A 22,058-nucleotide genomic window follows, 5' to 3' on the forward strand; every position below is an offset into this window, starting at 1 on the left:
CGTTCGATGGCAGGCGCTGCGCTGGTTTTCTAGAAGCTGTAGCTGCCCGTCATCACCACGCTGCGCGGCGCCCCCGGCATGATCTGCGCGGCACTGGTGGCCGAGGCGTAATACTCACGATCGGTGATGTTGTTCAGCGCCGCGCTGACATCCCAGTCCTTGTGCCGGTAGCCGGCCAGCGCATCCCAGCGGCCATAGCCCGGCAGGACGGTGGTGTTGAGGTTGTCGGCGTAGCGCTGGCCGACCAGGGTCAGGCCGGTCTCGGCGTACCAGCCCAGTTCCGGTTTCCAGGTCAGGAACAGGCTGGCGTTGTGCTTGGCGACGTTGTTCACGCGTTTGCCTTCCAGGCCGTTGTTGTCCTTTTCGATGGTGGTGTCCTGCACACCGACGCCGCCGCGCACGTACCAGTTGCCGCCGATCTTGCCGGTCCCGGTCAGCTCGATGCCGCGCGAACGCTGCACGCCGGTGAGCACGGTCACGGTCGGGTCGTTCGGATCGCTGGTGCGGCGGTTGTAGAGCTCCAGGTCATACAGCGCCAGGGTGGTGCTCAGGCGATCGTCGAGCCAGTCGCTCTTCACACCGATTTCTTTCTGTTTGGTCAGCTCCGGGCTCAGGTCATTGCTGTTGCCGGCGGCGCCCGGGGTGATGCCGATCAGGCCGCCACCGACGGGCGAGAAGGTCTTGGTCCACGAGGCATAGAACGAGTGGCTCTGCAGCGGCGTCCAGACCACGCCGACCCGTGGGCTGGTGCTGTGGCTGTCGCGATCCTCGGAGAGGTTCCTCAGCTTGTTGGTCGACTCGATGTCGAAGGTGTCGTAGCGCAGGCCGGCCAGCAACTGCCACTGATCGTTCAGGCGCAGTTGGTCCTGCACGTAGATCGCGCGGCTTTCGACCTCGGTGTGGCTGCTGCTCGAGAGTTGCATGCGCCCGTTGTGCCGGAGGTCGCGATTGGGGGTGTACAGATCAAGTGCCGGCACCGGCGAGCTGCCGGCGCCGCTGGTGGCGGCGTTGTACAGCTTCGGATCACGGCGCTGGCTGCCGATTTCGAGGCCGGTGAGCAGGCGATGCTCGAGGCCGAAGGTGTCGAAGCCGCCCTCCAGTTCGAGGTTGTTGTAAACGTTGCGGGTGGTCAGGTCCTGCTGCCAGTGCTGGCGCGTGACCTTGTTGGTCGCCGGGGTGAAACCGGTGAGGTAGGTGTTGTCGAAATCGCTGTCGAGCTTGAACACGCCGAGGGTGTGGCGCAGCTGCCAGTTGTCGTTGACCTCGTAAGTCAGTTTCGAGCGCAGCGATTGGGTCTTGTCGTCGATGAAATCGTGATCGTTGCCGTAGCTGGTATCGCGGCCGACGTCGGCCGGACGCCCGTTGACCCCTGGCACACCGCGATCCGGCGTGCGGTTGTAGCGGCTGTATTCGTACTGCACCAGCCAGTTCAGGTCCGGCGTCAGTTGCCAGCTCATCGACGGTGCGAACAACTGACGGCTGCCGCTGACGCCATCACGGAAGCTGTTCTGGTCCATGTTGCCCATGTTCAGGCGCAGGCTGATGTTTTCGCTCGGGTCGGTGCTGAGATCGGCGTAGAGGCTGCGCAGGTCGTCGCTGCCGCCCTGGGCTTCGAGGGTCGAGCGGCGGCCGGATTCCGGGGCCTTGCTGACGCGGTTGACGATCCCGCCCTGACTGCCACGGCCGTACAGCACGGCAGCCGGACCCTTGAGCACTTCCACGCGCTCGATGTTGTGCATGTCGCGTTTGTACTGGCTGTCGTCGCGGATGCCATCCAGGTAGAAATCGTTGCTGGCATCGAAACCGCGGATGCGCAGGCTGTCGAACCGGGTGTCGGCAGCACTGCTGACGTTGGGGATGCCACTCAGGGCGTCGCCGATGTCATTGATGCCGTAGCTGGACACGTTGCTGGTCTTGATCGAGTCGATGGCCTGCGGCACGTAGCGCACGGGTGTCGAAGTGCGGGTGGCGGTGCTGCTGACTTTGACGCGTGGATCGTCGGCCTGGGATTCGGCACTGATGGAGGTGGCGGGCAACTCGGTCGTGGCGTAGGCGCAGCTCGACAGAAAGGCAGACAGACCAAGAGTAACGGGCGTGAGACGGAACGGGGCAGGCATGGAAAAGCGCATCCGAAAGGGTGAAAGAATTCGAGCGCGCGAATGGTAATGCTTTGCATTTGCTCCCGTTAATTATTCCTGAAAGGTTCCCCGGAACTATTGTTTCAATTTATGTCGTCGCTGATACAAAGCACTTTTCCGGCAGATTCGCCCGATTCGCGAAACAGTCTGGAAGTCGATCCGGGGTTTTTCCGGGGCGGGTGCAGGACTACGCTGCCGGCATTGTTTTTCCAGTCATTTGCCGGAGCCTGCCGATGATCCTTCATTACATTTACGACCCGCTGTGCGGCTGGTGCTACGGCGCCAAACCCTTGGTACAGGCCGCCCGGCAAGCATTGCCGGTGATCGCCCATGGCGGCGGGATGATGACCGGGGCCAACCGCCAGCAGGTGTCGCCGCAACTGCGCGATTACGTCATGCCTCATGACCGGCGCATCGCCGAGTACACCGGACAACCCTTCGGCGAAGCCTATTTCCAGGGCCTGTTGCGCGATCACACGGCGGTGTTCGATTCGGCACCACCGATTGCCGCCGTGCTCGCCGCGGAGCAGATCGATGGGCGCGGCCTGGACCTGCTCGGGCGCTTGCAGACGGCGCACTACGTCGAAGGGCGGCGCATCGCCGACAGGGCAGTGCTGCTGGAGCTGGCAGTTGCCGAGGGTTTCCCGGCGGCGGAATTTCTCGAGGCCTTCGAGCGTGCCGATGCCGCGCAGCACATCCGTGACAGCCGTCAGCTGCTCGCCAGAGTCGGCGGTCAGGGCTTTCCCACCTTCGTGCTGGAGCGTGACGGCCATTTCACCTTGCTCGATATCAGCCCGTGGCTGGGCAAGCCCGAGGCGTTCGTCCAGTGGTTGCGCGCGGCGCGTGCGGTGAGTCCGATTGCCGCTGGCAAAGCGGTTTGCGGCATCGACGGTTGCGCCTGACGGTGATGGGAAGTCACTTCCTCTGCGTGCTTTCGGGCAATCGCCTATCGCAATAAAGTCTTTTCTTAGACGATTTTTGCCTATTTACAGACGATTCTTGAAATTGACACATTGTTCAGCACACGGCTAGGATTCGCCCCAACGCCTGTGGCCAACCGCCATGACCCAAAAATAATAAGAAGGCCCGCCACGACTTTGTCGTGGGCGGGCCTTTTTGTTTCGGGGTGAAAAAAGAGCGCAATAGCGCCGTTTCAGCCGTTCGACACAGCGCGTTTCAACCGGTAATAAGGAAAACAAAATGTTGAACAAGCGAATCAGCCTGATCGCTCTGGGGATGTTGAGCGCCACACAGGCCATGGCTAACGACCAGGCCGAATCCAAGGGTTTTGTTGAAGACAGCAGCCTCAAAGTGCTGCTGCGCAATGCCTATATCAATCGTGACTTCAAAGACGGCAACCCGGACAAATCCGAGTGGGGCCAAGCGGCCATCGGTACCTTCTCGTCCGGCTTCACCCAGGGCACCGTGGGTGTCGGTGTCGATGCCTTCGGTCTGTATGCATTGCGTCTGGACGGCGGCAAGGGCCGCAGCGGCGCCGGTGGTATCGACTTCTTCAAGCAGGGTGACAGCGGCAACGCGGCGGATGACCTGTCCAAGGGCGGCGCAGCGGTCAAGTTCCGTGTCTCCAACACCGTGTTGACCTACGGTGACCAGATGCCGGCCCTGCCGGTGCTGAGCTATGACAACTCGCGTCTGCTGCCGGAAAGCTACACCGGTACCCTGATCACTTCCAAAGAGATCAAGGGCCTGGAGCTGAACGCCGGTCGTTTCACCGCCGAATCGCGCAAGAGCGCTGAAGGCCGTGACAGCGGTGGCCTGAAGTCGATCAACGTATTGGGCGGCAGCTACCAGTTCACCGAACAGTTCAAGGCGGCGCTGTACGCTTCCGACGTTGAAGACGTCATGAAGAAACAGTACGTGAACGCCAACTACGTGTTCCCGATCGACAAGGATCAGTCGCTGACCCTGGACTTCAACGGCTACCGCACCAAGCTCGACAAGTCCTATGCCGAGTTCAAGAACACCGGCGGCCAGGACAACAAGATCTGGAGCCTGGCCGCAACGTTCGCGACCGGCCCGCACTCCTTCACCGTGGCGCACCAGCGCAGCACTGGCGACAGCAACCTGGGTTACCCGTACGGCGGTTATCAGAACGCGGGTTTCCGTCAGGGCGATGGCGGCAACACCATCTACCTGGCCAACTCCTACTGGTCGGACTTCAACGCTGAAGACGAGCGCAGCTGGCAGTTGGGCTACGGTCTGGACTTCGGCGCCTTCGGCGTTCCGGGCCTGAGCTACAACTTCGCTTACGTGCGTGGCGACAACATCACCACCGACACCAGCAGCGGCGGCACTGAGCGCGAGATCTTCAACCAGGTCAAATACGTCGTGCAGAGTGGCCCGGCCAAAGACCTCAGCGTGAAGTTGCGCAGCTCGATCCTGCGCGTCTCGCAGAAGTCCAGCGACTACAACGCCGGTGGCAACGAAGTGCGTGTGTTCGTCGATTACCCGATCAACATCTTCTGATGTTCGACCCGGCGTAACAGCCATTAAAAAACCCCGACTGGCTCGGGGTTTTTTTTCGGTTTTTATTGATTGGAAGGCAAAAAAACCCATGTTTCTGTCACTTGAAAACACTTTTTCGAGTGGTTCAGGCAGCGCTTCAACCAGGGCTTTAAATGCCTGAAATTCTTTCTCATGGACGCAAATTCTCCACCTAATAAATTAGGTCGCTCAACGTAGCGGAGAATTTGGTAATGATCGTGTTAAACAAAGAAGTGGGCGAATCGCTGCGGCGCGACAAATATGCCAATGTGCAGGCCGCCGACTTCAATCTCTACGGTCATTTCTCGGACTTCGTCAGGTTGACCAGAAGTTGGGAAAACATGGAGCCCGACAGCTACTACGGTCAGGCTGAAGCAGGTATGCGCTATCGTCGCTACAGCGACTTCGAATACAACCCCAAGACCCGCGAACTGAAGCAGCTCGAACATCGCGCGTACGTGCAGTCGAAGGAAAACAACGCCTACGTCGGCGGCGTCGTGCGGCACTTCCAGGACTTCTCCGATGAAGTCATCGAGTCGCCGGTGATGCGCAGCCTGATCGACACCGATTTCGAGGTCTACAAAAGCGTGCTGCCGGAAGAGCTGCACGATGAGATCTGGCAGTGCCAGATCCACCAGATCCGCATCGAGATCAAGCCCGGCAAGCAACTGGAAATCACCCCGGAAGGCATTCACTGCGACGGCTATCCGTTCAGCGGCGTGCATTTCTGGGGGCGCAACAACGTCGAGGGCGCCGAAAGCCGTCTGTACGACATTCACGAGCAGCAGCTGGCGTCGACCACGTACAAAGAGATTCTCGACACCACCTACTTCCTCGATCGCGACATGCGCCACTACGTGACCCCGGCGCGCAACACCCACACCCATGCCATGGCGTACCGGCAGATTCTGGCGATTTCTTTCTCGCGGCCCGGGACCGCTTTCGACATTGTTCGCTAATCAGATCACCCCAGTCGACGGCGTCGAGTGCTCGACGCCGGTGGTGCTGCGGCGCGCCACCGCCAAGGACGCGCAGCGCATGGAGCGTTTCTTCCGCCAGTTCGACGAAGTGTCGTTCTGCGAATGGCAGGACGCCAAATGCCTGCGCGGTGTATTGATCCAGAAGACCACCACCGCCTACCTGGCCTTCGACGTGGAGGGCGAAATCGTCGGGGCGGTGCTCGGCGGCATGCTCGGCAGTCGCGGCACCATCAATCACCTGGCGGTCAGCCCGCGCTATCGCAGCCAGGGTGTCGGTCAGCGCCTGGTGGAAGCGGCGTCGTCCGACATGAAGCGGGTCGGTGTGTTGCGGATGTTTCTGTTCGTCGACGATGCTAACCTCGCGGGCAAGCGATTCTGGGCTGCCCAGGGTTTTTGCGAGCCTCACGGCGAACGGACATTTGAGAGGGACCTATGAATGAAACGTCCGGCAGTGCGCCGCTGATGGCTGACCCTCAGCCGTCGCGCACGTTTGCCGAAGCCAGCCCGGTGGTGGCCGGCTACTTCACGGTGTCGTTCGTGTTCGGCCTGATGGCCGTCAACGCCGGGCTGCCGCTGTGGCTGCCGGTGGCGATGTGTCTGTTCGTCTACGCCGGGGCTTCGCAGTTCGCCGCGCTGGCGCTGATCAGCAGCGGTGCGTCGCTGACCACCATCGTCCTGACCACGTTCCTGATCAATGCGCGGCATATGCTGATGTCGGTGTACATGGCCAAGGCCCTGCGCGCGCTGGGCCTGAGCCGCATGGAGCGCTGGTGCTACGCCGGCGGCCTGACCGACGAATCGTTCGCCTTCCACAGCGTCAAGCTCGGAAACGGTGCGCCGGTGAACGTGCGCTACCTGATCGGCTTCAACCTGTTCTGCCACACCTCTTGGGTGCTCGGTGGCTTGCTCGGCGCCCTGTGCGCGCAGTACGCGGCGCACCTGATCAAATACCAGCTCGACTACGCGCTGACCGCAATGATGCTCTATGTGCTGGTCTCGCTGTGCAACACCCGCAAAAAACTCATTGCCGCCCTGGCCGCTGTGCTGTGCATGGGCGCGCTGAGCCTGGTCGGCACCTCGCCGTTCAATGTATTCATCGCCACGTTTGTGGGCTGCGGAGTGGGTGTATGCCTGACCAGACGTTCCTGATCCTGGTGGTCGCGCTGATGATGGCCGTGACCTTCCTGCCGCGGGCCCTGCCGCTGCAGGTCAACACCGAGCACTGGCCGCCCTTCGTCGCGCGGGCGCTGGAGTACTTGCCGGTGGCGATCGTCGCTGCGATCAGCCTGACACCCTTGGTAATCAAGGATCAGCACCTACAGCTCGATCGCCCGGAATTCTATGCTGCGATTCCGACGTTGCTATGTGCGTATTTCAGCAAAAACCTCTTTCTCAGTGTGGCGGTTGGCACGGCTGCGTACATTGCGCTCGGTTCGTTCATGTAGCGGCAGGTCGACCACATCGTTCAACGCCTGGCCGGACAGATCCGGGTTGTTCACCGCCAGGCGTACTTCGAGGAAATCCTCGAACCCGGGGAAAATCGTCAGGCCATTTTTCTGCGCGGCCTCACGCGAGACCATGCCGACCGCGTCCATCTGCGTGATGAGCGACAGGGTCAACGTTTCGCTGCAGGAATAAATCGTCCGCTGACTGTTTTCGTGATTGCCCAGGCCAGCGTCGAGAAAACGCAAAAAGCTGTGGGAATACGGACAATCTTCTGCAGGACGCACCTGGAACTTGTTGCCGAGCAAGGTCAGCGGATCGTTTTCCTGACCGCAATGCGCGCCGACCACCTGCACCTGCACTTCCGGCAGGACAATGCTCGGCAGCCCCGGCCGTTGCGGGCCGATCAGCACCGCGAGGTCGAAGTCTTCGTTCTTCAGCTTGCTGAGGTTTTCCATCGACTCGGCGTAGCTGAATTCCATCTGGTAATCGGGAAACACCTCGATCAGGCGTCCGATCAGGCGCCGGTTGAAGTCAGGCGCGAGCGTGGTGTTCAACGCCACTTTCAACGTGCGCTGGCCCGGCACCTTGAGTGCTTCGACTTTCTCTTCCATCTGACGCGTGGCGATCAGCACCCGATCCATATAAGGCGTCAGCTCGGTGCCTTGCGGCGTCAGCGTCAGGCCTTTGTTCGAGCGGCGAAACAAGCGGAAACCGAACTGTTCTTCGACCTTGTTCAACTGCGCGGCCAACGCCTGCACGGTCAGACAGGAATGCTCGGCTGCGGCCGACAACGAGCCGGTCTGCACGATGCGCATGAGGTTGCGTAAGGTTCTGCTATCCATGGGTAATGCCCTCTGAAGTGGGCTGGGTATTGTTGTGTACGTGAGTGCCGATCCGGCGCCATCTGCTGGCTATATTCCTGCACCTGAGCATAGTTGTCGCGGATTTAGTAGCGAATTGATGTCCCCGCCGATGGCTGGAGACTGACACAGGATCGGGGTTTTTGTTGACGCGGGGGTGATTGAGGTCAAAAAAACTGCCCGACTCGAAGGCGTCGGGCAGTGTTTTGTGCGGTTGGGTGGTCGCTGCTGGGACAATTTCGCACAGCTTTCTCGCGCTGTTCTGCATTGGAATCGGAAGCATCCCATTCAAAAGTAAGATCGAGCTGATTTATAAACGCAGCACAAGTGGCTGAAATATCAGGTAGTTACTTCGGGACTTTTCCACTCCGAGGCTATTGGATATCCAGGCAATGCCGGCGTCCGCGAAGCTAGCGAGAAGATGCCAATGAGTTTGCCAGGGAGCAGGGCTCTACCTGACCAAAGGATCTTGGTTTACCGGACATACGTGATATTGAACCCGAGTTGCTGACTTCGGCGATCAGAGAACGTCCAGGTGCTGAGAGTCTTGAAGCTGCATGGGAGCAAGTTGCCAAAGGCTTCGGACTTTATGACGGCCTCAATGCAACGGTGATTGATACACCAATTTGCCCCGTTTTAGTGAGGCGCGAGCACTTATTGCACATTGTGGAAAAGCGCCCGAATGCCAGGGAGCGCTTTACAGAATTCGCGCAAGACACCCTGAAAAAACCGTTGGAGATCTGGAAGGTTTCCTACGATGACGACTCTTTCCGACTGTCATTTATCGGTGCCTACAACGCGAAATACCAGATGCTGGTCGTGATCCATATCGATCACGGCAACGTACTCTGGAACTTCATGAACTGCGACAAATAAGGCACTGAACAAGCATCGGCATGGAGAGCTGCTGTTTCAACGTTACCGATGACCCTAACAAAAAAGGGCAGCCTTGCCAGGCTGCCCTTCACGAAAAAGTCACTTGATATTGTGCTCCCTCAAGCGGGGGAGAAGAGGTCTCACCCGAACGCTGATTTTCAGGTCATCAACGGGGTTCCTAACGCCGGCTATCGCCACCTGATGGCAGCCGGTTTCGCGCTCTTGGGGCCGATTCTCTGCCACTGAATTTGCTGTGTCAACTTAAGCCTTCAGGAGGCAAGCGGTAACGAAAGGCTTGTCGATTCATTACATCGCATCACAAATGAAGTACCCCGCCGCTACTTTTTCCCCTCCCGCCGCACGCCTAAATTGAGCTCCAACACCTGACCCTCATCCCGAAGGCAGGTCACTGGAGAACTCGTCATGCCATTTGTCAGCGTACGCATTACCCGCGACGGGGTGACCGCCGAGCAGAAAGCTCAGGTGATCGCCGAAATCACCGAAACCCTCGAGCGCGTGCTCAACAAGCGCCCGGACCTGACCCACATCGTCATTGAGGAAGTCGACACCGATAACTGGGGTTACGCCGGAATGACCACCACCGAATATCGCCGACAACTGGCGGAGCGGGGCCAGTCATGAGCGCGACCGTGACCATCGACTTCGTGTCCGACGTGGTGTGCCCGTGGTGCGCACTCGGCGCGACGGCGCTGGAGCAGGCCATCGCCAATCTGGCCGGCGAGATTGCCGTGGCGCTGACCTACAAGCCCTTCGAGCTCAACCCGGACATGCCGGCCGAAGGCGAACCGGCGGTGCAGCACCTGATGCGCAAGTACGGCCGCAGCGCTGCTGATGTCGCCGCCGGCAAGCGCATGCAGATCGAACGCGGCCAGGCCCTCGGCTTCGCGTTCGACCTGGAGAAGCGCACGCACTTCTACAACACCTTCGACGCCCATCGCCTGTTGACGTGGGCCGCGCAGGAGGGGCGGCAAGTCGCGCTGAAGAAGATCTTGCTGCGTGCCTACTTCCGCGACGGCGACAACCCGAACGACCACCCGACCCTGGTGCGCCTGGCGCGTGAAGCGGGACTGGATACGGCGCGGGCCACCGAGGTGCTGGCCAGCGACCAATTCGCCCATGACGTGCGGCAGGCGCAGGCCTTCTACCGCCAGCACGGGATCAACTCGGTGCCGGCGTTGATTTTCAACGGCACGCACCTGGTGTCCGGTTCGCAATCGGTCGAGTACTACGAACAGGTGCTGAAACAACTGGCGGCAGCCTGATCGATCACAGCGTCAAACCCAACTTGTCTATCGAGGATTTCATCATGAGCAACTTCAAGAAAACCGTCGTCATCACCGGTGCTTCCCAAGGTCTGGGCGAAGGCATGGTCAAGGCCTTCCGTGAACTGGGCTACAACATTGTCGCCACTTCGCGTTCGATCAAACCGTCGAACGACCCGCAGATCCTCACCATCGCCGGCGACATCGGCGACCCGGCCACCGCCCAACGGGTGATCAGCGAGGGCCTGGCGCGGTTCGGCCGCATCGACACCCTGGTCAACAACGCCGGCATCTTCGTCGCCAAACCGTTCACCGCCTACACCGCGGACGATTACGCGGCGGTCCTGTCGGTCAACCTCAACGGCTTCTTCTACATCACCCAACTGGCCATCGCCGAGATGGAAAAACAGGGCAAGGGCCACGTGGTCAACATCACCACCAGCCTGGTCGACCACGCCGTCGACGGCGTGCCCTCGGTGCTCGCCTCGCTGACCAAGGGCGGCCTCAACGCCGCGACCAAATCCCTGGCCATCGAGTACGCCAAGCGTGGCATCCGCGTGAACGCGGTGTCGCCCGGCATCATCAAGACCCCGATGCACGGCGAAGAAAGCCACGCCGCACTGGGCGCCCTGCACCCGGTTGGGCATATGGGTGAGGTCGAAGACATCGCGCAGGCGGTGGTCTACCTCGACAACGCCGGGTTCGTCACCGGTGAGATTCTGCATGTGGATGGCGGGCAGAGCGCCGGGCACTGATTGTCGTAGCAACACAAAGCCCTCGCCGCGGTGCGAGGGCTTTTTTGTGGGCAACAGCCCTGGCGTGATCTGGCTGACGGTCAGCTATCGCTGATGCAATACCTGATGCGCTGGCTGAAGCGCAGCGCGATGCGATCGCCTGTTGGCCGCCCGGTCAGTCGGGGACCACGTAGCAATAGAGTTGATATTGGCTGCCGGTATTCGTGCTCGAATAGACCGAATAGCGGGTGAGCACTCCAAGAATCGTCACGTCAATTTCCGCTATCGAAAGCCCGCTTTCCGACAGATCGATGGTGATGACGACCTGGTCCTTGCGAAGGTCCCGAGAGATATGAATCGCCGACTTCAATGTCATCCTGCGATAAAAGGGCTGAATGCAGCGAATGGTGAGATCCGCTTCACCGATGAACTCCATGTTCCATTCCTTGGTTGTACTGTTGGCAGCGGCAGCATCCGCAAGCAGCCGCTCTCGATCCTTCGACGAAGTTTCAACGCCCAGCCATCTTAGCGCCCGAGCGCTGATGGACGTCCATGAAGCTTTTATCAGGGCGCGGTTTCATACGCCAGTGTCGCTCACAGGACTGAGGCCGTGGTGGCACGCCTGCTCGCACCTGAGGGCGTGCGACGGTATTCAGCGCGAGTTACCGGTTGATAGGGTCTTCACAGGGGGCTGCGAATTCTGATCATTTCCAAGAGACAGCTGACCCTTTGCAGGCGGTGGTGGAAATCGGTCGCTCATTGATGGCGGATAGGGTTGCACGGAAGTGCTGATGCTTCTGGAGGGGGGCGAAAAATGAAGTGTGGACACTTTGTGGACATTTTCGCGCTTTGACGCGAGGTGCGTTCAAACCCCAGAAACCACAAAGCCCCGCATTTGCGGGGCTTTGAATATGGTGCCGGCACCAGGAGTCGAACCCGGGACCTACTGATTACAAGTCAGTTGCTCTACCAACTGAGCTATACCGGCGTGTGGGCGACGATTATAGCGATTGGGCGGGTTCTGTAAACCCCTGAATTCAGACTATTTTTGCGCGGGCCTGGATCAGGCCCGGCGCAGGACGTTGCGCAGTTTTTCGATGGCGCGCCAGGCGCGGTTGTTCTGCATGGCGTGCAGTTGCGCTTCGGCGCGTTCGGCGCGTTGGGTGGCGGCGCTGATTTGTGCCAGGGCTTCGGCTTCGCCGGGGCTGACGGGGTGGGCGAAGGGGTGGCCGAGGCACAGCTGAAAGTTGTCGAGCTGGCAGGGTGGCATGTCGAAGGCCGGTTTGAGGTTGGCGTGCTCGTCGGCCAGGAAGTAGCTGTTGAGGCCGTCGAAGCAGACGTTCTGGTAGCCCGCGTCGGTCACCAGATGTTCCCAAGTGTGGTCGCGCTCGAACGGCGTCTCGATGAGAATCAGCCACGGGCGGAAGCGCTTGAAGTCCATGCCGCGCAGCACGGTTTCCTCGTGGCCTTCGACGTCGATTTTCAGGAAGTGGATCGGCCGGTCGGCGGCGTGTTCTGCACAGATCGAAGTCAGGGTACGCGCCTTGACCGTCAGGCTCTGTACCTCGAGTCCGAGGGCTTTGCGCTCCTGGGCGAGCACCGGGTCGGCGGTGGACAGACCAGTGCCGGGGATACCGTAGAACGTCACTTCGCCAGGCGCATCGCTGGCAATGCATTGCAGGGTGATGTCGCGTGGGCGTTGCTGGCGCAGAGCGTCGTGGTAGTTCTGCATCGGCTCGACGTTGATGCCGCTCCAGCCGTGATCGTAGAAGGCCTTGGTCACCGAATCGTGAATCGGATCGTTGGCGCCGACGTCGATGTAGAAGCCGTTTTCAAAGTATTTGAGCGCGCGCCACAGGCGGACGTCTTCGAAATTCTGCGCGTATGAGATGAACGTCACGGTCGCTCCCTGTCGATCAGGTTCTTCTTGTTCGTGTGTGCGCTGCCGGCACTGCGTGAGCCTGTATAGCAAGGGTGATGGGCGGGCGCAATTTTCCCTTGCGCGGGTCCGTGAATCGGCGGTTATGTCCTTTTGATCTGGGGCTTATGCACAACGGACTCTAGCGCTGCTGACCACGGTCGCCGTTTTGTGGAGCAGTTCGCATTTGTCCTGCAAACCCCTGTTTTAGCGGTTTTTTATTCATGTGAACAAAAAATGACCAGCTGTTGAAATGGGTGCAAACAGCCGTGGATATTGGATCCAGGGTAATTCCATCAACAGAGTTATCCACAGGATGCCGGGTTTTAGCGACGTTCTGCCAGCAGGAGAAAATTACGCGGGGTGAGGTGGGCATTGCAGAAGGTGCCCAGGCGTACCACATAGCCTTGTTCGCTGAGGAAAAGTGCCCGATCAAGGTTCAGCCACAGCTCCAGCGGCCGTCGGAATAATCCGCGCAACAATTCCAGGTTGCGAACTTCGGCCAACCGCTGCCATCCGGCCGCTTCCAGCGCCGGCCAGTCTTGCTGGCCGATTGTGGATAACTCTTTCAGCGCGGCCAGGTCGCGGCAGTATTCGGCGAAGGGTTTGTCCAGCCAGGCGCTGGGCAGGGATGGCGTCGGCAGGTAGTCGTCGACGCCGCGCACTTGCCGTTGCAGCAGGTCGAAGGCCAGACGGCGGGCCATGGAGCTGTCGCGCTGACGGCGGACGCGTGCACCGGCGGTGACGGTTTCGCTCATCGGCAGGGCCAGATCTTCCAGCGAAAGCTGTAGGGCTGATCGCGAAGCGGCGCGAGATAACGCCTGATACTCCGTGCGACTGATCCGGTTATAGCAGCACGGTGCGATCGCCAATTGTTGGCAGCCAGCGGCGCTAGCCAGGTGCATCAGGCGCACATGCAAGTCGCCGCAAGCATGCAGGGCGACGGGCGTGTGCTCGGCGCGCAACAACAATGAGGTGTTCGCTGCGAGCACATCCTGCTCGACATGCAGCGCCTGCAAGTGATGACGCTGACTCAGTGCCTGGCCGCTGGCGACGAGCGCCGGGTCATATTCCAGGCAGGTGAGTTGCTGGTCGGCACCGAGCAGGCGGCGGCCCAAATGGCCTTTGCCCGAACACCAATCCAGCCAGTGCTTCGGTTGTGAGACGAACGACAAGCGGCTGGCGAACGCCTCGATTTGCTGCCATTTGCGTCCCGGTACATCGACATTCAGGCGACGGTCGGCGATCTGCAGATCATGCGCGGGCAATTCACCCACCGCACTCAGTTCAAGCGACGACGCTGCCAATGCGGCAAACGGCTCCGGCGCATCCAAGAGTTCGGCAGGTTGGTTGTGGGCGTTTTCCGCCTCTTCCAGTGAGCGCCCGCGTAGCCTCGAGGACAATTCCGGGTAGGACGCTTCCCAGGGAAGCTGCAGATGAGTAAACGGGCGAGGCTTCCACAGCGCCTGATGCGCTGTAAGAAATGTATCCAGTGCCGTGAAGCGGGCGAGTAAGTGCTCGCCCGTCAGCACGCAGAAAGCCTCAGCGCCCTTGGCAGGCATCGACGCGCAACCATCGCTCCAGCTGCTTGAACGCCTGAACGAGCAAAAACGACATCAGCAGGTAAATGACGCCTGCGGTGAAGAACATATCCACCGTCAGGTAGTTGCGAGCAATGATGGTGCGGGTGATGCCCGTGAGTTCGAGCAAGGTCACCGTGCTCGCCAGAGAACTGGCCTTCAGCATCAGAATGACTTCGTTGCTGTAGGCCGGCAGAGCGATGCGCGCGGCGCGGGGCAGGACGATGAAGAACAATGCCTTGGCCTTGGACATGCCCAGTGCGCGGGCGGCTTCGATCTCGCCCGGCGGGATCGCTTGAATGGCGCCACGCAGGATCTCGGCGATGTAGGCAGCTGTATGCAGCGTCATCGTGGCGGTGGCACACCAGAATGGGTCCCGCAAATACTGCCACATGAAACTGCCGCGTACGGCGTCGAACTGAGCCAGGCCGTAGTAGACCAGGAACAGTTGCACGAGCAACGGCGTGCCCCGGAAGAAAAAGATGTACGCGTAAGGAAAAGCGCGGACAAACCAGAGCTTGGAGGAGCGAGCGATGCCCAGGGGTATCGCCAGCAGCAACCCGAGAATAACGGCAATGCCCACCAGTTCGAGTGTCAGCAGGGCGCCCTGAAAGAACTTCGGCAGCCACTTGTAGATGACTTCCCATTCCATTACGTCGTCCTCACGAAGCCACGAGCGGCGCGTTTTTCCAGGAAATGCATGGTGATCATCGCCAGTATGGTCAGGACCAGATACATGAAAGCTGCGACCAGATAGAAGGTGAATGGATGCTTGGCGAAGGTCACGGCGTTCTGCGCATTGCGCATGATTTCTTCCAGACCGATGACCGACACCAGCGCGGTGTCCTTCATCAGAATCATGAACAGGTTGCCAAGGCCTGGCAGCGCGATACGCCACATCTGCGGCATGATCAGCCGGGTGAAGATCCGCCATTTCGACAGGCCCAGGGCCTGGCCGGCCTCACGGTGGCCTTTGGGAATGGCCAGGATCGCACCACGAAAGACCTCCGTTGCATAAGCGCCGAAGCACAGTCCGAGGGCGGTCACGCCGGCCACGAAAGGGCTCAGTGCCAGATCGGGATTGCCAAAGTATTCGCCAATGGCATTCATCGTCTTGACGGTGCCGAGGTAGATCAGCAGAACCCAAAGCAGTTCCGGCACACCCCGTACGAGGGTCGAGTAGGTTTCGCCAAGCCACCGCAGCGGCTTGTACGGGGAGGTCTTGGCCAAGGCGCCGAGCAGGCCGAGCACCAGCCCGACGCACAGGGCCGTGAGTGCCAGTTTGACGGTCATCAGCGCGCCGGCGAGGAGCACCGGGCCGAATCCGTGGAGGTCGATAATCATGGATTTCTTTTCAAATCGCGGCAGGCAAGGCCGGGAGCCGGCGCCGTCGGTTGCTGGCGCCGGTCCCGCAGGTCAGATCAGTAGATGCTGAACGGGAAATACTTGTCGTTGATCTTCTTGTAGGTACCGTCGGCGACGATTTCCTTCAGCGCGGCGTTCAGCTTCTCGCGCAGCGGGTCACCCTTGCGCACGGCGATGCCGATCTTGTCGCTTTCCACGACCGGGTCACCCTTGAACTCGTAGTTCTTGCCGGCGTCGGTTTTCAGCCAGTCGTAGTTGGCGTACTTGTCCGCGAGAATCGCGTCGACACGACCGGAAGTCAGGTCCAGGTAGGCGTTTTCCTGGGTGTCATAGAGTTTGACCTCGACATCGCTGCCGTAGGTGTCTTCCAGCCAGGTGCCGGCCAGCGTGGCGCGCTGCGTGCCGATGATCTTGCCTTTGAGCGCATCCTTGTCGGTTTTGAAGTCGACGTTTTTCGGCGCGATGAATTGCAGCTTGTTCGAGTAGTACGGATCGGTGAAGTCCACCGCACCCTTGCGCTCTTCGGTGATCGACAGCGAGGAGATCAGGAAGTCGAACTTCTTGGCGTTCAGCGCGGGGATGATGCCGTCCCAGTCGGAAGTAACCACGGTGCATTCGACTTTCATCTTGGCGCAGAGGGCGTCGCCGATGTCTTTGTCGAAACCGACCACCTGGCCGCTCGCGTCTTTATTGTTGAACGGCGGGTAAGCCGCTTCGATGCCCATCTTCAGGGTCTCGGCCATGGCACCGGCGCTGAACGCCAGGGTGACAGCGGCTGCCAGGAAGACCTTTTTAAAATTCTGCATGCATGTTGCTCCGTTAGCGGTTGCTGGACATGAATTGTTTGCAGCGCGCCGAAAGCGGGTTGTCGAACACCTGCTGTGGCGATCCTTGCTCTTCCACCAGCCCCTGGTGGAGGAACACCACTTCGCTGGAGACCTGACGGGCGAAGCCCATTTCGTGGGTCACGAGCAGCATGGTGCGGCCTTCTTCGGCCAGTGCGCGGATGACATTAAGTACTTCCTGGACCATTTCCGGGTCAAGCGCGGAGGTGGGTTCGTCGAACAGGATCACCTTGGGCTGCATCGCCAGCGTACGGGCGATCGCCGCGCGTTGCTGCTGGCCACCGGACAGCTGCGCCGGATAGGCATGCCGCTTGTCGGCGATGCCGACCTTGGCCAGCAGGGCTTCGGCGAATTCGATGGCCTCGGCCTTGCTCTGGCCGAGTACGCGGCGCGGGGCTTCGATGATGTTGTCGAGGATGCTCATGTGCGGCCACAGATTAAAGTTTTGAAATACAAAACCAATCTCGCTGCGCAGGCGGTTGATCTGCTTGCCATCGGCGGCAACCAGCTCGCCGTTCTTGGCGGCCTTGAGCTTGAGTTCTTCCCCGGCCACCAGAATCTGGCCCTGGTGCGGGTTTTCCAACAGGTTGATGCAACGCAGGAACGTGGACTTGCCGGAACCGGAGGAACCCAGGATCGAGATCACATCGCCGTCGCGGGCGGTCAGCGAGATGCCTTTGAGCACCTCAAGCTGTCCGTAGCGTTTGTGCAGGTTGCGGATTTCAAGCGCGGGCGTGGCCTCAGCCATGTGCGTTCCTCATATATGTTGCGCTCCTGCTGTTGGTCGGCCTTCCTGGCGAGGCGGCCAAGCTAGCATAGCGTTTCAATGGCAGCCAACAGCGCTACGGGCGGTAAACGGATGGCGTGTGACAGGTTGTCGCATCGGCACAGCAGACTGTCGCCCCATCAACAACCGAACGGGTGTTTGAACGTTGATTCCCGTGGGTGTCGCGTAAAAAAAGGCGCGATGTTGCCACCTTTGGCGGGGTCTTGGAAGCGCTATCCGGCCGAACGTAGCCGATTCGCCCTTTTATTGTGCATCCCACACTTTTTCCGTGTGTTTCTGGTGCGCGGATTCGTTTAAAAAGTGAGTCGCAGGGTAACGTTCTGGCGAATTGCCAGTAATCTCAATGGCTTGCGATGACTGTCCGGTCGCGCGCAAAACCGCGAGGCAGAAGACTCTGAAACATTTTGGCGCATTTATTGCGTGCAGAATCTGGAACGCCCCGTTGGTTTCTTTTTACGAGAAGGAAAACCAGACGGGCCGGACGCAATCGCTTTCCTCGCAAAGGTAGTTTCGATGAGCAGTACCCCAAGCTCCAATGGCCTCGAACAGGGGCTCAAACCGCGTCATGTGACCATGTTGTCGATCGCCGGTGTGATCGGCGCCGGTCTGTTCGTTGGCTCCGGCCACGCCATCGCTGCTGCCGGTCCTGCCGTGCTGCTGGCCTACGCTGCCGCCGGTACGCTGGTGGTGCTGGTCATGCGCATGCTCGGCGAAATGGCGGTCGCCTCGCCGGACACCGGTTCCTTTTCGACGTATGCCGACCGTGCCATCGGGCACTGGGCCGGTTTCACCATCGGCTGGCTGTACTGGTGGTTCTGGGTCCTGGTGATCCCGCTGGAGGCCAACGCCGCCGCGACCATCCTCCACGCGTGGTTCCCCGGTGTCGAAATCTGGGCCTTCGCCTTGATCATCACCCTGCTGCTGACAGTGACCAACCTGTTCAGCGTGAAGAACTACGGTGAGTTCGAATTCTGGTTCGCCCTGCTCAAAGTGGTGGCGATCATCGGCTTCATCATCCTCGGCATCGCGGCCATCTTCGGCTTCCTGCCGAACAGCCAGGTCAGCGGTGTCTCGCACCTGTTCGACAGCGGTGGCTTCCTGCCCAACGGCATGGGCGCTGTGTTGGGCGCGATCCTGACCACCATGTTCTCCTTCATGGGTACCGAGATCGTGACCATCGCGGCCGCCGAATCGAAGAACCCGGGCAAGCAGATCTCCAAGGCCACCAACTCGGTGATCTGGCGGATCGGCCTGTTCTACCTGGTATCGATCTTCATCGTCGTGGCCCTGGTGCCATGGAACGATCCGACCCTGGCCAACCTCGGTTCCTACCAGACCGTGCTTGAGCGCATGGGTATCCCGAACGCCAAGATGATCGTCGACATCGTCGTACTGGTCGCGGTCACCAGCTGCCTGAACTCGGCGCTCTACACCTCTTCGCGCATGCTCTTCTCCCTGGGCAAGCGCGGCGATGCGCCGGCCATGTCGACCCGTACCAACAAGAGCGGCACGCCTTACTGGGCGGTGATGCTGTCCACCGGCGCGGCGTTCCTCTGCACGTTCGCCAACTACGTGGCCCCGGCCGCCGTGTTCGAATTCCTGCTGGCCAGCTCCGGCGCCATCGCGCTGCTGGTGTACCTGGTGATCGCGTTCTCGCAGCTGCGCATGCGCAAGCAGCGCATGGCCCGCGGCGAGAAAATCGTCTTCAGCATGTGGCTGTTCCCGGGCCTGACCTATGCGGTGATCGTGTTCATCATCGCCGCGTTGACCATCATGCTGTTCCAGGAAGCACACCGCGTGGAAATCCTCGCCACCGGCCTGCTGAGCCTGCTGGTGGTGGCTGCCGGTCTGCTGGTGGCGCGCCGTCGTCGCCAGGAGAAACTGAGCGTCGCCGTGGCCCGCTGATTCAGCGCGCAACCTCTGGCTGTAAAACGAACGACCGCGATCAGTGATGATCGCGGTCGTTCGCTTTTGGGCCTGCGCTGATTCAATTGCTGGCACTCGTGATGGACACGGTGATGGCTAGATAGTAGCCTTCCCGCGAATGTGTATCCCGGTGTTACCGGGTGCCAGGAGTTTCAGGACATGGATTGTTCGTCACGCCCCAGCCTTGCGGCTCATATCGTCGACCCTTTCCCGCCTGCCTCCTCATCGTGTGCCTGTGCCGCGATGCATTTGTGTTGCCTGCCATTTGTGGCTGGCGAACGATCACAGCTGAATCGAGCTAGCCCGGCGATTGAGTGAACTTATCGGGGCCTCAAGGAGAGACAAGCATGGCGTTTACATCGGTTGTATTCAAAAACCCTAATACCGGTGCGATGAAAGAGGCGCCGATCGGCTTCTCGTGGACCGTGTTTTTCTTCGGTTTCCTGCCGCCGCTGTTCCGTGGCGACATCAAGTGGGCGGCGATCATGTTTGTCCTGGCCTGCTTCACGTTCGGCCTGAGCAACCTGGTGTTCATGTTCATCTACAACAAGCTGTTCGTGCGTGACCTGATCGGCGCCGGTTTCAAGGCCCAGTCGATCGCCAGCGGCGACCTGAGCTACGCCAGCTCGAAGATCGGCATGGAAATCCCGCGTCTGGAAGGCGTCGCTGCCTGAGACTGAACAGTCTTGTGCGGCAAAAAAACGGGCGCAATCAGTGATGATTGCGCCCGTTTTGCGTTTGCACATCGGCCGTGGGTGTTACTCGGCCTGCGGCGCGCTGGCTTCCAGCGACTGGCGGTAGACGTCCAGAGCATCGCCGAAGTCGCTGATGAATTGCGGCTCGGTCAGCCATGCCTGGGCCGTGTCGCGATCCATGCCGTCGGCCCACATGCGGTAGTCGATCAGCATGTCCGCCGCCAGGTGGGTGGCGGCCATGGCTTCGTTCTCGGCGTTGTCCATGTCCAGCAGTTCAGGGTGATCGCTGATGATGCCGGCCAGTTCGGACAGCAGGGTCAGCAGCATGTCCTGGCGGCCGATGGCTTCGGCATCGCGCATTTTGCTGAACATCGCCAGGGTGTATTCCGGGATCGGCTCGGCGAGATGGCCGAGGTCATCGTCCTGGGCCAGCGGCTTGCGCCCGACCATACGGATTTGCTTGGCCTTGGCCTTGGCGCGTTTGGCGCGTTTGTGTTGCTTGTTCAGGGATGCCATGGGAACTCAGTTCGCTTGCTGTTGGGTTTGCGCGGCGATCGCATCGGATGCCGCTACATAATCGGCCTGGAAGGCCGGGGACTCGATCCACGCCAGGGCGCCGGCTTCGTCAGTCTCCTTGGACCACTGGCGATACTCGATCAGCGCGGCGAGGATGAAATCCATCGCGCCTTCTTCGCCTTCCTGCTCGTAGACCAGTTCCAGCAGCGGGTCTTCGAGGAACGCGCGGCACATGGCCTGCTGGCTGAGCTTCTCGGCGTCGATCATTTTCTTGAACAGCTCGGTCAGGTCCACCGATTCGAAATCGATACGGTCGTCGTTCGGGTCCAGCTCGACCGGCGCCTCGGCACGTTTGGTGCGATTTTGCTTGGCCTTGGCTTTGGCCCGGGAGGCGCGTTTTTGCTGCTTGTTGGCGGAGGCCATGGGTGTTGTTCCGTGGTGCGTTAAAGGGCTTGGCTGCGTGGCACTTGCCGCCCGGGTGTAGCAGGGGCCAGTGCGCCGCTTTGCAGCCAGGTCAGAGCGATGGGCCATAGTGTGGCTTGGTATGCGCTGCGAAAAAAGGCGAAATGTCCGACTTGTGCTTCGCCGATGTCCTGCGGCTCGATGCGCAGGTGGGTTTTTGCCGCGTGGGTGAAGTAATCGAGCAGGCGTTCGGTGGCGGCAACCGTACCGTAGGGATCGTCGCCGATGCTGATCGCCAGGACCTGGGCGCGGACGTTGGCGAACGGCAGGCTGGCGTCGCGCGCGACCAGCAGGCGACCACTGGGGCGCTGTTCATAACGTGCGGCCGGCGTGCTCCAGTCGCGTACCACGCCGGCCGGGGTGTCCTCCAGCCAGCCGAGGCGCTTGCCGGGGAAATAGCCGCAGAACCGCGTCAGCAACGGCATCACTACATGCCATTTGGCGAACATCCGCCAGCGCTGTGCCGGCGCGTAGTCGCGCCAGTAGGCGAATTGCGCGCCGACCGTCACCATCCGTCGGATCACCTGCCCGCTGGCGCCCAGCCCTGCCGCGCAGCCGCCAAAGCTGTGACCGACGACATCAATGGGCTGCCCCGGGAATTCCCGCTGGGCACGCTTGAGTATCGCCTCGAAATCCAGTGCGCCCCAATCGGTCCACGATGCCTGCAGCGTCTTCAGCATGGCCGGGCGTGATTCGCCGATGCCCCGGTAGTCGTAGGTGATGACGTCGAAGCCATGGGCGAACAGGTAGGCCGCAAAGCGCGAGTAATGCCGGCAGCGCACCGAGGTGGCAGCGTTGATGATCACCACCGGGCGCTGCGCGTCGGCCAGGGCATGGCGCCAGGTGAAGCCGCCGAGCAGGTAGCCGTCGGCGGCCGTTTCCTGGAAAGGCGCGTCCTGCCAGTCAGCGCTGGCGGACGATCCAGGTTGAATATCTTCCAGTGCGGGCGTGTCCTGCAAACTCATGGCGCTCGACCTTTGCGGGTAGCTGGCAACGATAGCTCAGCAGCAGACGCTCGTAACAGAGGGGGCTGCTCGGGTGACTCAATGCGCGGCTCAAGCCGTTTTGGCGGGTTTGACTGTAGTGCTTTTCGTGCACGGCCCAAGTCGCAATCAATCTAAAACCGCTCCCGCGCCGGCAAA

Annotated in this window: 24 protein-coding genes and 1 tRNA gene; 12 read left to right on the forward strand and 13 right to left on the reverse strand. The window is 60.4% G+C overall.

The genetic code is table 11. The annotated features are described in order from the left end of the window. Window positions 1-29: 29 nt before the first annotated feature. Window positions 30-2,117, reverse strand: coding sequence for a TonB-dependent receptor (locus QRN70_RS19890; RefSeq protein ID WP_285419618.1), 2,088 nt, complete (start codon window positions 2,115-2,117; stop codon window positions 30-32). Between the two features lie 254 nt (window positions 2,118-2,371). Here QRN70_RS19890 and QRN70_RS19895 point away from each other — a divergent pair, with 254 nt between their 5' ends. The 6 genes from QRN70_RS19895 (at window position 2,372) to QRN70_RS19920 (ending at window position 7,068) form a co-directional block, all read left to right on the forward strand. After that, entirely contained in the window at window positions 2,372-3,040 is a 669-nt protein-coding gene (locus QRN70_RS19895) for a DsbA family protein (protein ID WP_285419619.1), read from the forward strand. Between the two features lie 298 nt (window positions 3,041-3,338). After that, entirely contained in the window at window positions 3,339-4,625 is a 1,287-nt protein-coding gene (locus QRN70_RS19900; RefSeq protein ID WP_285419620.1) for an OprD family porin, read from the forward strand. A gap of 230 nt (window positions 4,626-4,855) precedes the next feature. Then, a complete protein-coding gene (locus QRN70_RS19905; protein WP_285419621.1) occupies window positions 4,856-5,602 on the forward strand; it encodes a 2OG-Fe dioxygenase family protein in 747 nt (248 codons plus the stop codon). Between the two features lie 79 nt (window positions 5,603-5,681). Next, window positions 5,682-6,059: a GNAT family N-acetyltransferase gene (locus QRN70_RS19910; RefSeq protein WP_130887682.1), complete on the forward strand. Its 378-nt coding sequence runs from the start codon at window positions 5,682-5,684 to the stop codon at window positions 6,057-6,059. Further along, window positions 6,056-6,772 (forward strand): AzlC family ABC transporter permease, encoded by a 717-nt coding sequence (locus QRN70_RS19915; protein ID WP_285419622.1) that lies wholly within the window; start codon window positions 6,056-6,058, stop codon window positions 6,770-6,772. Before QRN70_RS19910 ends, QRN70_RS19915 begins: the two co-directional genes overlap by 4 nt. Continuing rightward, window positions 6,751-7,068 (forward strand): AzlD domain-containing protein, encoded by a 318-nt coding sequence (locus QRN70_RS19920; protein WP_285419623.1) that lies wholly within the window; start codon window positions 6,751-6,753, stop codon window positions 7,066-7,068. Before QRN70_RS19915 ends, QRN70_RS19920 begins: the two co-directional genes overlap by 22 nt. On the opposite strand, the gene QRN70_RS19925 is transcribed toward QRN70_RS19920, so the two are convergent. After that, window positions 6,985-7,911 carry a LysR family transcriptional regulator gene (locus tag QRN70_RS19925; RefSeq protein ID WP_285419624.1) on the reverse strand — a complete coding sequence of 309 codons (927 nt, stop codon included), beginning with the start codon at window positions 7,909-7,911 and terminating at the stop codon, window positions 6,985-6,987. The two genes, QRN70_RS19920 and QRN70_RS19925, sit on opposite strands and share 84 nt — an antisense overlap. 522 nt (window positions 7,912-8,433) lie before the next feature. On the opposite strand from QRN70_RS19925, the gene QRN70_RS19930 reads away from it, so the two are divergent. The 4 genes from QRN70_RS19930 (at window position 8,434) to QRN70_RS19945 (ending at window position 10,843) form a co-directional block, all read left to right on the forward strand. Then, window positions 8,434-8,805 carry a PBECR2 nuclease fold domain-containing protein gene (locus QRN70_RS19930; protein ID WP_285419625.1) on the forward strand — a complete coding sequence of 124 codons (372 nt, stop codon included), beginning with the start codon at window positions 8,434-8,436 and terminating at the stop codon, window positions 8,803-8,805. Window positions 8,806-9,228: 423 nt separating this feature from the next. Further along, window positions 9,229-9,447, forward strand: a complete 219-nt coding sequence (locus tag QRN70_RS19935; protein ID WP_285419626.1) for a tautomerase family protein — start codon at window positions 9,229-9,231, stop codon at window positions 9,445-9,447. Then, window positions 9,444-10,088 (forward strand): DsbA family oxidoreductase, encoded by a 645-nt coding sequence (locus tag QRN70_RS19940; protein WP_285419627.1) that lies wholly within the window; start codon window positions 9,444-9,446, stop codon window positions 10,086-10,088. The genes QRN70_RS19935 and QRN70_RS19940 overlap by 4 nt, the downstream gene beginning before the upstream one ends. A gap of 44 nt (window positions 10,089-10,132) precedes the next feature. Further along, a complete protein-coding gene (locus QRN70_RS19945; protein ID WP_285419628.1) occupies window positions 10,133-10,843 on the forward strand; it encodes an SDR family NAD(P)-dependent oxidoreductase in 711 nt (236 codons plus the stop codon). A gap of 154 nt (window positions 10,844-10,997) precedes the next feature. On the opposite strand, the gene QRN70_RS19950 is transcribed toward QRN70_RS19945, so the two are convergent. From QRN70_RS19950 to QRN70_RS19985, 8 genes are all read right to left on the reverse strand, one after another. Then, on the reverse strand, window positions 10,998-11,258 hold the full coding sequence (locus QRN70_RS19950) for a hypothetical protein (RefSeq protein ID WP_285419629.1): 261 nt from the start codon (window positions 11,256-11,258) through the stop codon (window positions 10,998-11,000). Window positions 11,259-11,734: 476 nt separating this feature from the next. After that, a tRNA-Thr gene (locus QRN70_RS19955) sits at window positions 11,735-11,810 on the reverse strand. A gap of 75 nt (window positions 11,811-11,885) precedes the next feature. Continuing rightward, window positions 11,886-12,722 (reverse strand): FkbM family methyltransferase, encoded by an 837-nt coding sequence (locus QRN70_RS19960; RefSeq protein WP_285419630.1) that lies wholly within the window; start codon window positions 12,720-12,722, stop codon window positions 11,886-11,888. Window positions 12,723-13,066: 344 nt separating this feature from the next. After that, window positions 13,067-14,302 (reverse strand): methyltransferase, encoded by a 1,236-nt coding sequence (locus QRN70_RS19965; RefSeq protein ID WP_285419631.1) that lies wholly within the window; start codon window positions 14,300-14,302, stop codon window positions 13,067-13,069. After that, the gene (locus QRN70_RS19970; protein ID WP_285419632.1) at window positions 14,283-14,972 is read right to left on the reverse strand and encodes an ABC transporter permease; all 690 of its coding nucleotides are present in this window, start codon (window positions 14,970-14,972) and stop codon (window positions 14,283-14,285) included. Before QRN70_RS19970 ends, QRN70_RS19965 begins: the two co-directional genes overlap by 20 nt. After that, window positions 14,972-15,664, reverse strand: coding sequence for an ABC transporter permease (locus QRN70_RS19975; protein ID WP_285419633.1), 693 nt, complete (start codon window positions 15,662-15,664; stop codon window positions 14,972-14,974). The genes QRN70_RS19970 and QRN70_RS19975 overlap by 1 nt, the downstream gene beginning before the upstream one ends. A 77-nt stretch (window positions 15,665-15,741) precedes the next feature. Beyond that, window positions 15,742-16,491 carry an ABC transporter substrate-binding protein gene (locus tag QRN70_RS19980; protein WP_285419634.1) on the reverse strand — a complete coding sequence of 250 codons (750 nt, stop codon included), beginning with the start codon at window positions 16,489-16,491 and terminating at the stop codon, window positions 15,742-15,744. A 13-nt stretch (window positions 16,492-16,504) separates the two neighbouring features. Continuing rightward, complete coding sequence (locus QRN70_RS19985) at window positions 16,505-17,278, reverse strand: ABC transporter ATP-binding protein (RefSeq protein ID WP_285419635.1); 774 nt, start codon at window positions 17,276-17,278, stop codon at window positions 16,505-16,507. Window positions 17,279-17,830: 552 nt separating this feature from the next. On the opposite strand from QRN70_RS19985, the gene gabP reads away from it, so the two are divergent. Together gabP and QRN70_RS19995 are read left to right on the forward strand one after the other, a co-directional pair. Continuing rightward, window positions 17,831-19,222 carry a GABA permease gene (gene gabP, locus QRN70_RS19990; protein WP_285419636.1) on the forward strand — a complete coding sequence of 464 codons (1,392 nt, stop codon included), beginning with the start codon at window positions 17,831-17,833 and terminating at the stop codon, window positions 19,220-19,222. Between the two features lie 368 nt (window positions 19,223-19,590). After that, window positions 19,591-19,917, forward strand: a complete 327-nt coding sequence (locus QRN70_RS19995; protein ID WP_285419637.1) for a hypothetical protein — start codon at window positions 19,591-19,593, stop codon at window positions 19,915-19,917. Between the two features lie 84 nt (window positions 19,918-20,001). On the opposite strand, the gene QRN70_RS20000 is transcribed toward QRN70_RS19995, so the two are convergent. The 3 genes from QRN70_RS20000 to QRN70_RS20010 are packed head-to-tail and all read right to left on the reverse strand — an operon-like array spanning window position 20,002 to window position 21,881. Beyond that, a complete protein-coding gene (locus QRN70_RS20000) occupies window positions 20,002-20,454 on the reverse strand; it encodes a hypothetical protein (protein ID WP_285419638.1) in 453 nt (150 codons plus the stop codon). Between the two features lie 6 nt (window positions 20,455-20,460). Further along, window positions 20,461-20,877 (reverse strand): hypothetical protein, encoded by a 417-nt coding sequence (locus QRN70_RS20005; RefSeq protein WP_285419639.1) that lies wholly within the window; start codon window positions 20,875-20,877, stop codon window positions 20,461-20,463. Window positions 20,878-20,897: 20 nt separating this feature from the next. Further along, window positions 20,898-21,881 (reverse strand): alpha/beta hydrolase family protein, encoded by a 984-nt coding sequence (locus QRN70_RS20010; RefSeq protein WP_285419640.1) that lies wholly within the window; start codon window positions 21,879-21,881, stop codon window positions 20,898-20,900. Window positions 21,882-22,058 lie beyond the last annotated feature (177 nt).

Source organism: Pseudomonas sp. efr-133-TYG-5, assembly GCF_030209175.1.
GTDB lineage: Bacteria > Pseudomonadota > Gammaproteobacteria > Pseudomonadales > Pseudomonadaceae > Aquipseudomonas.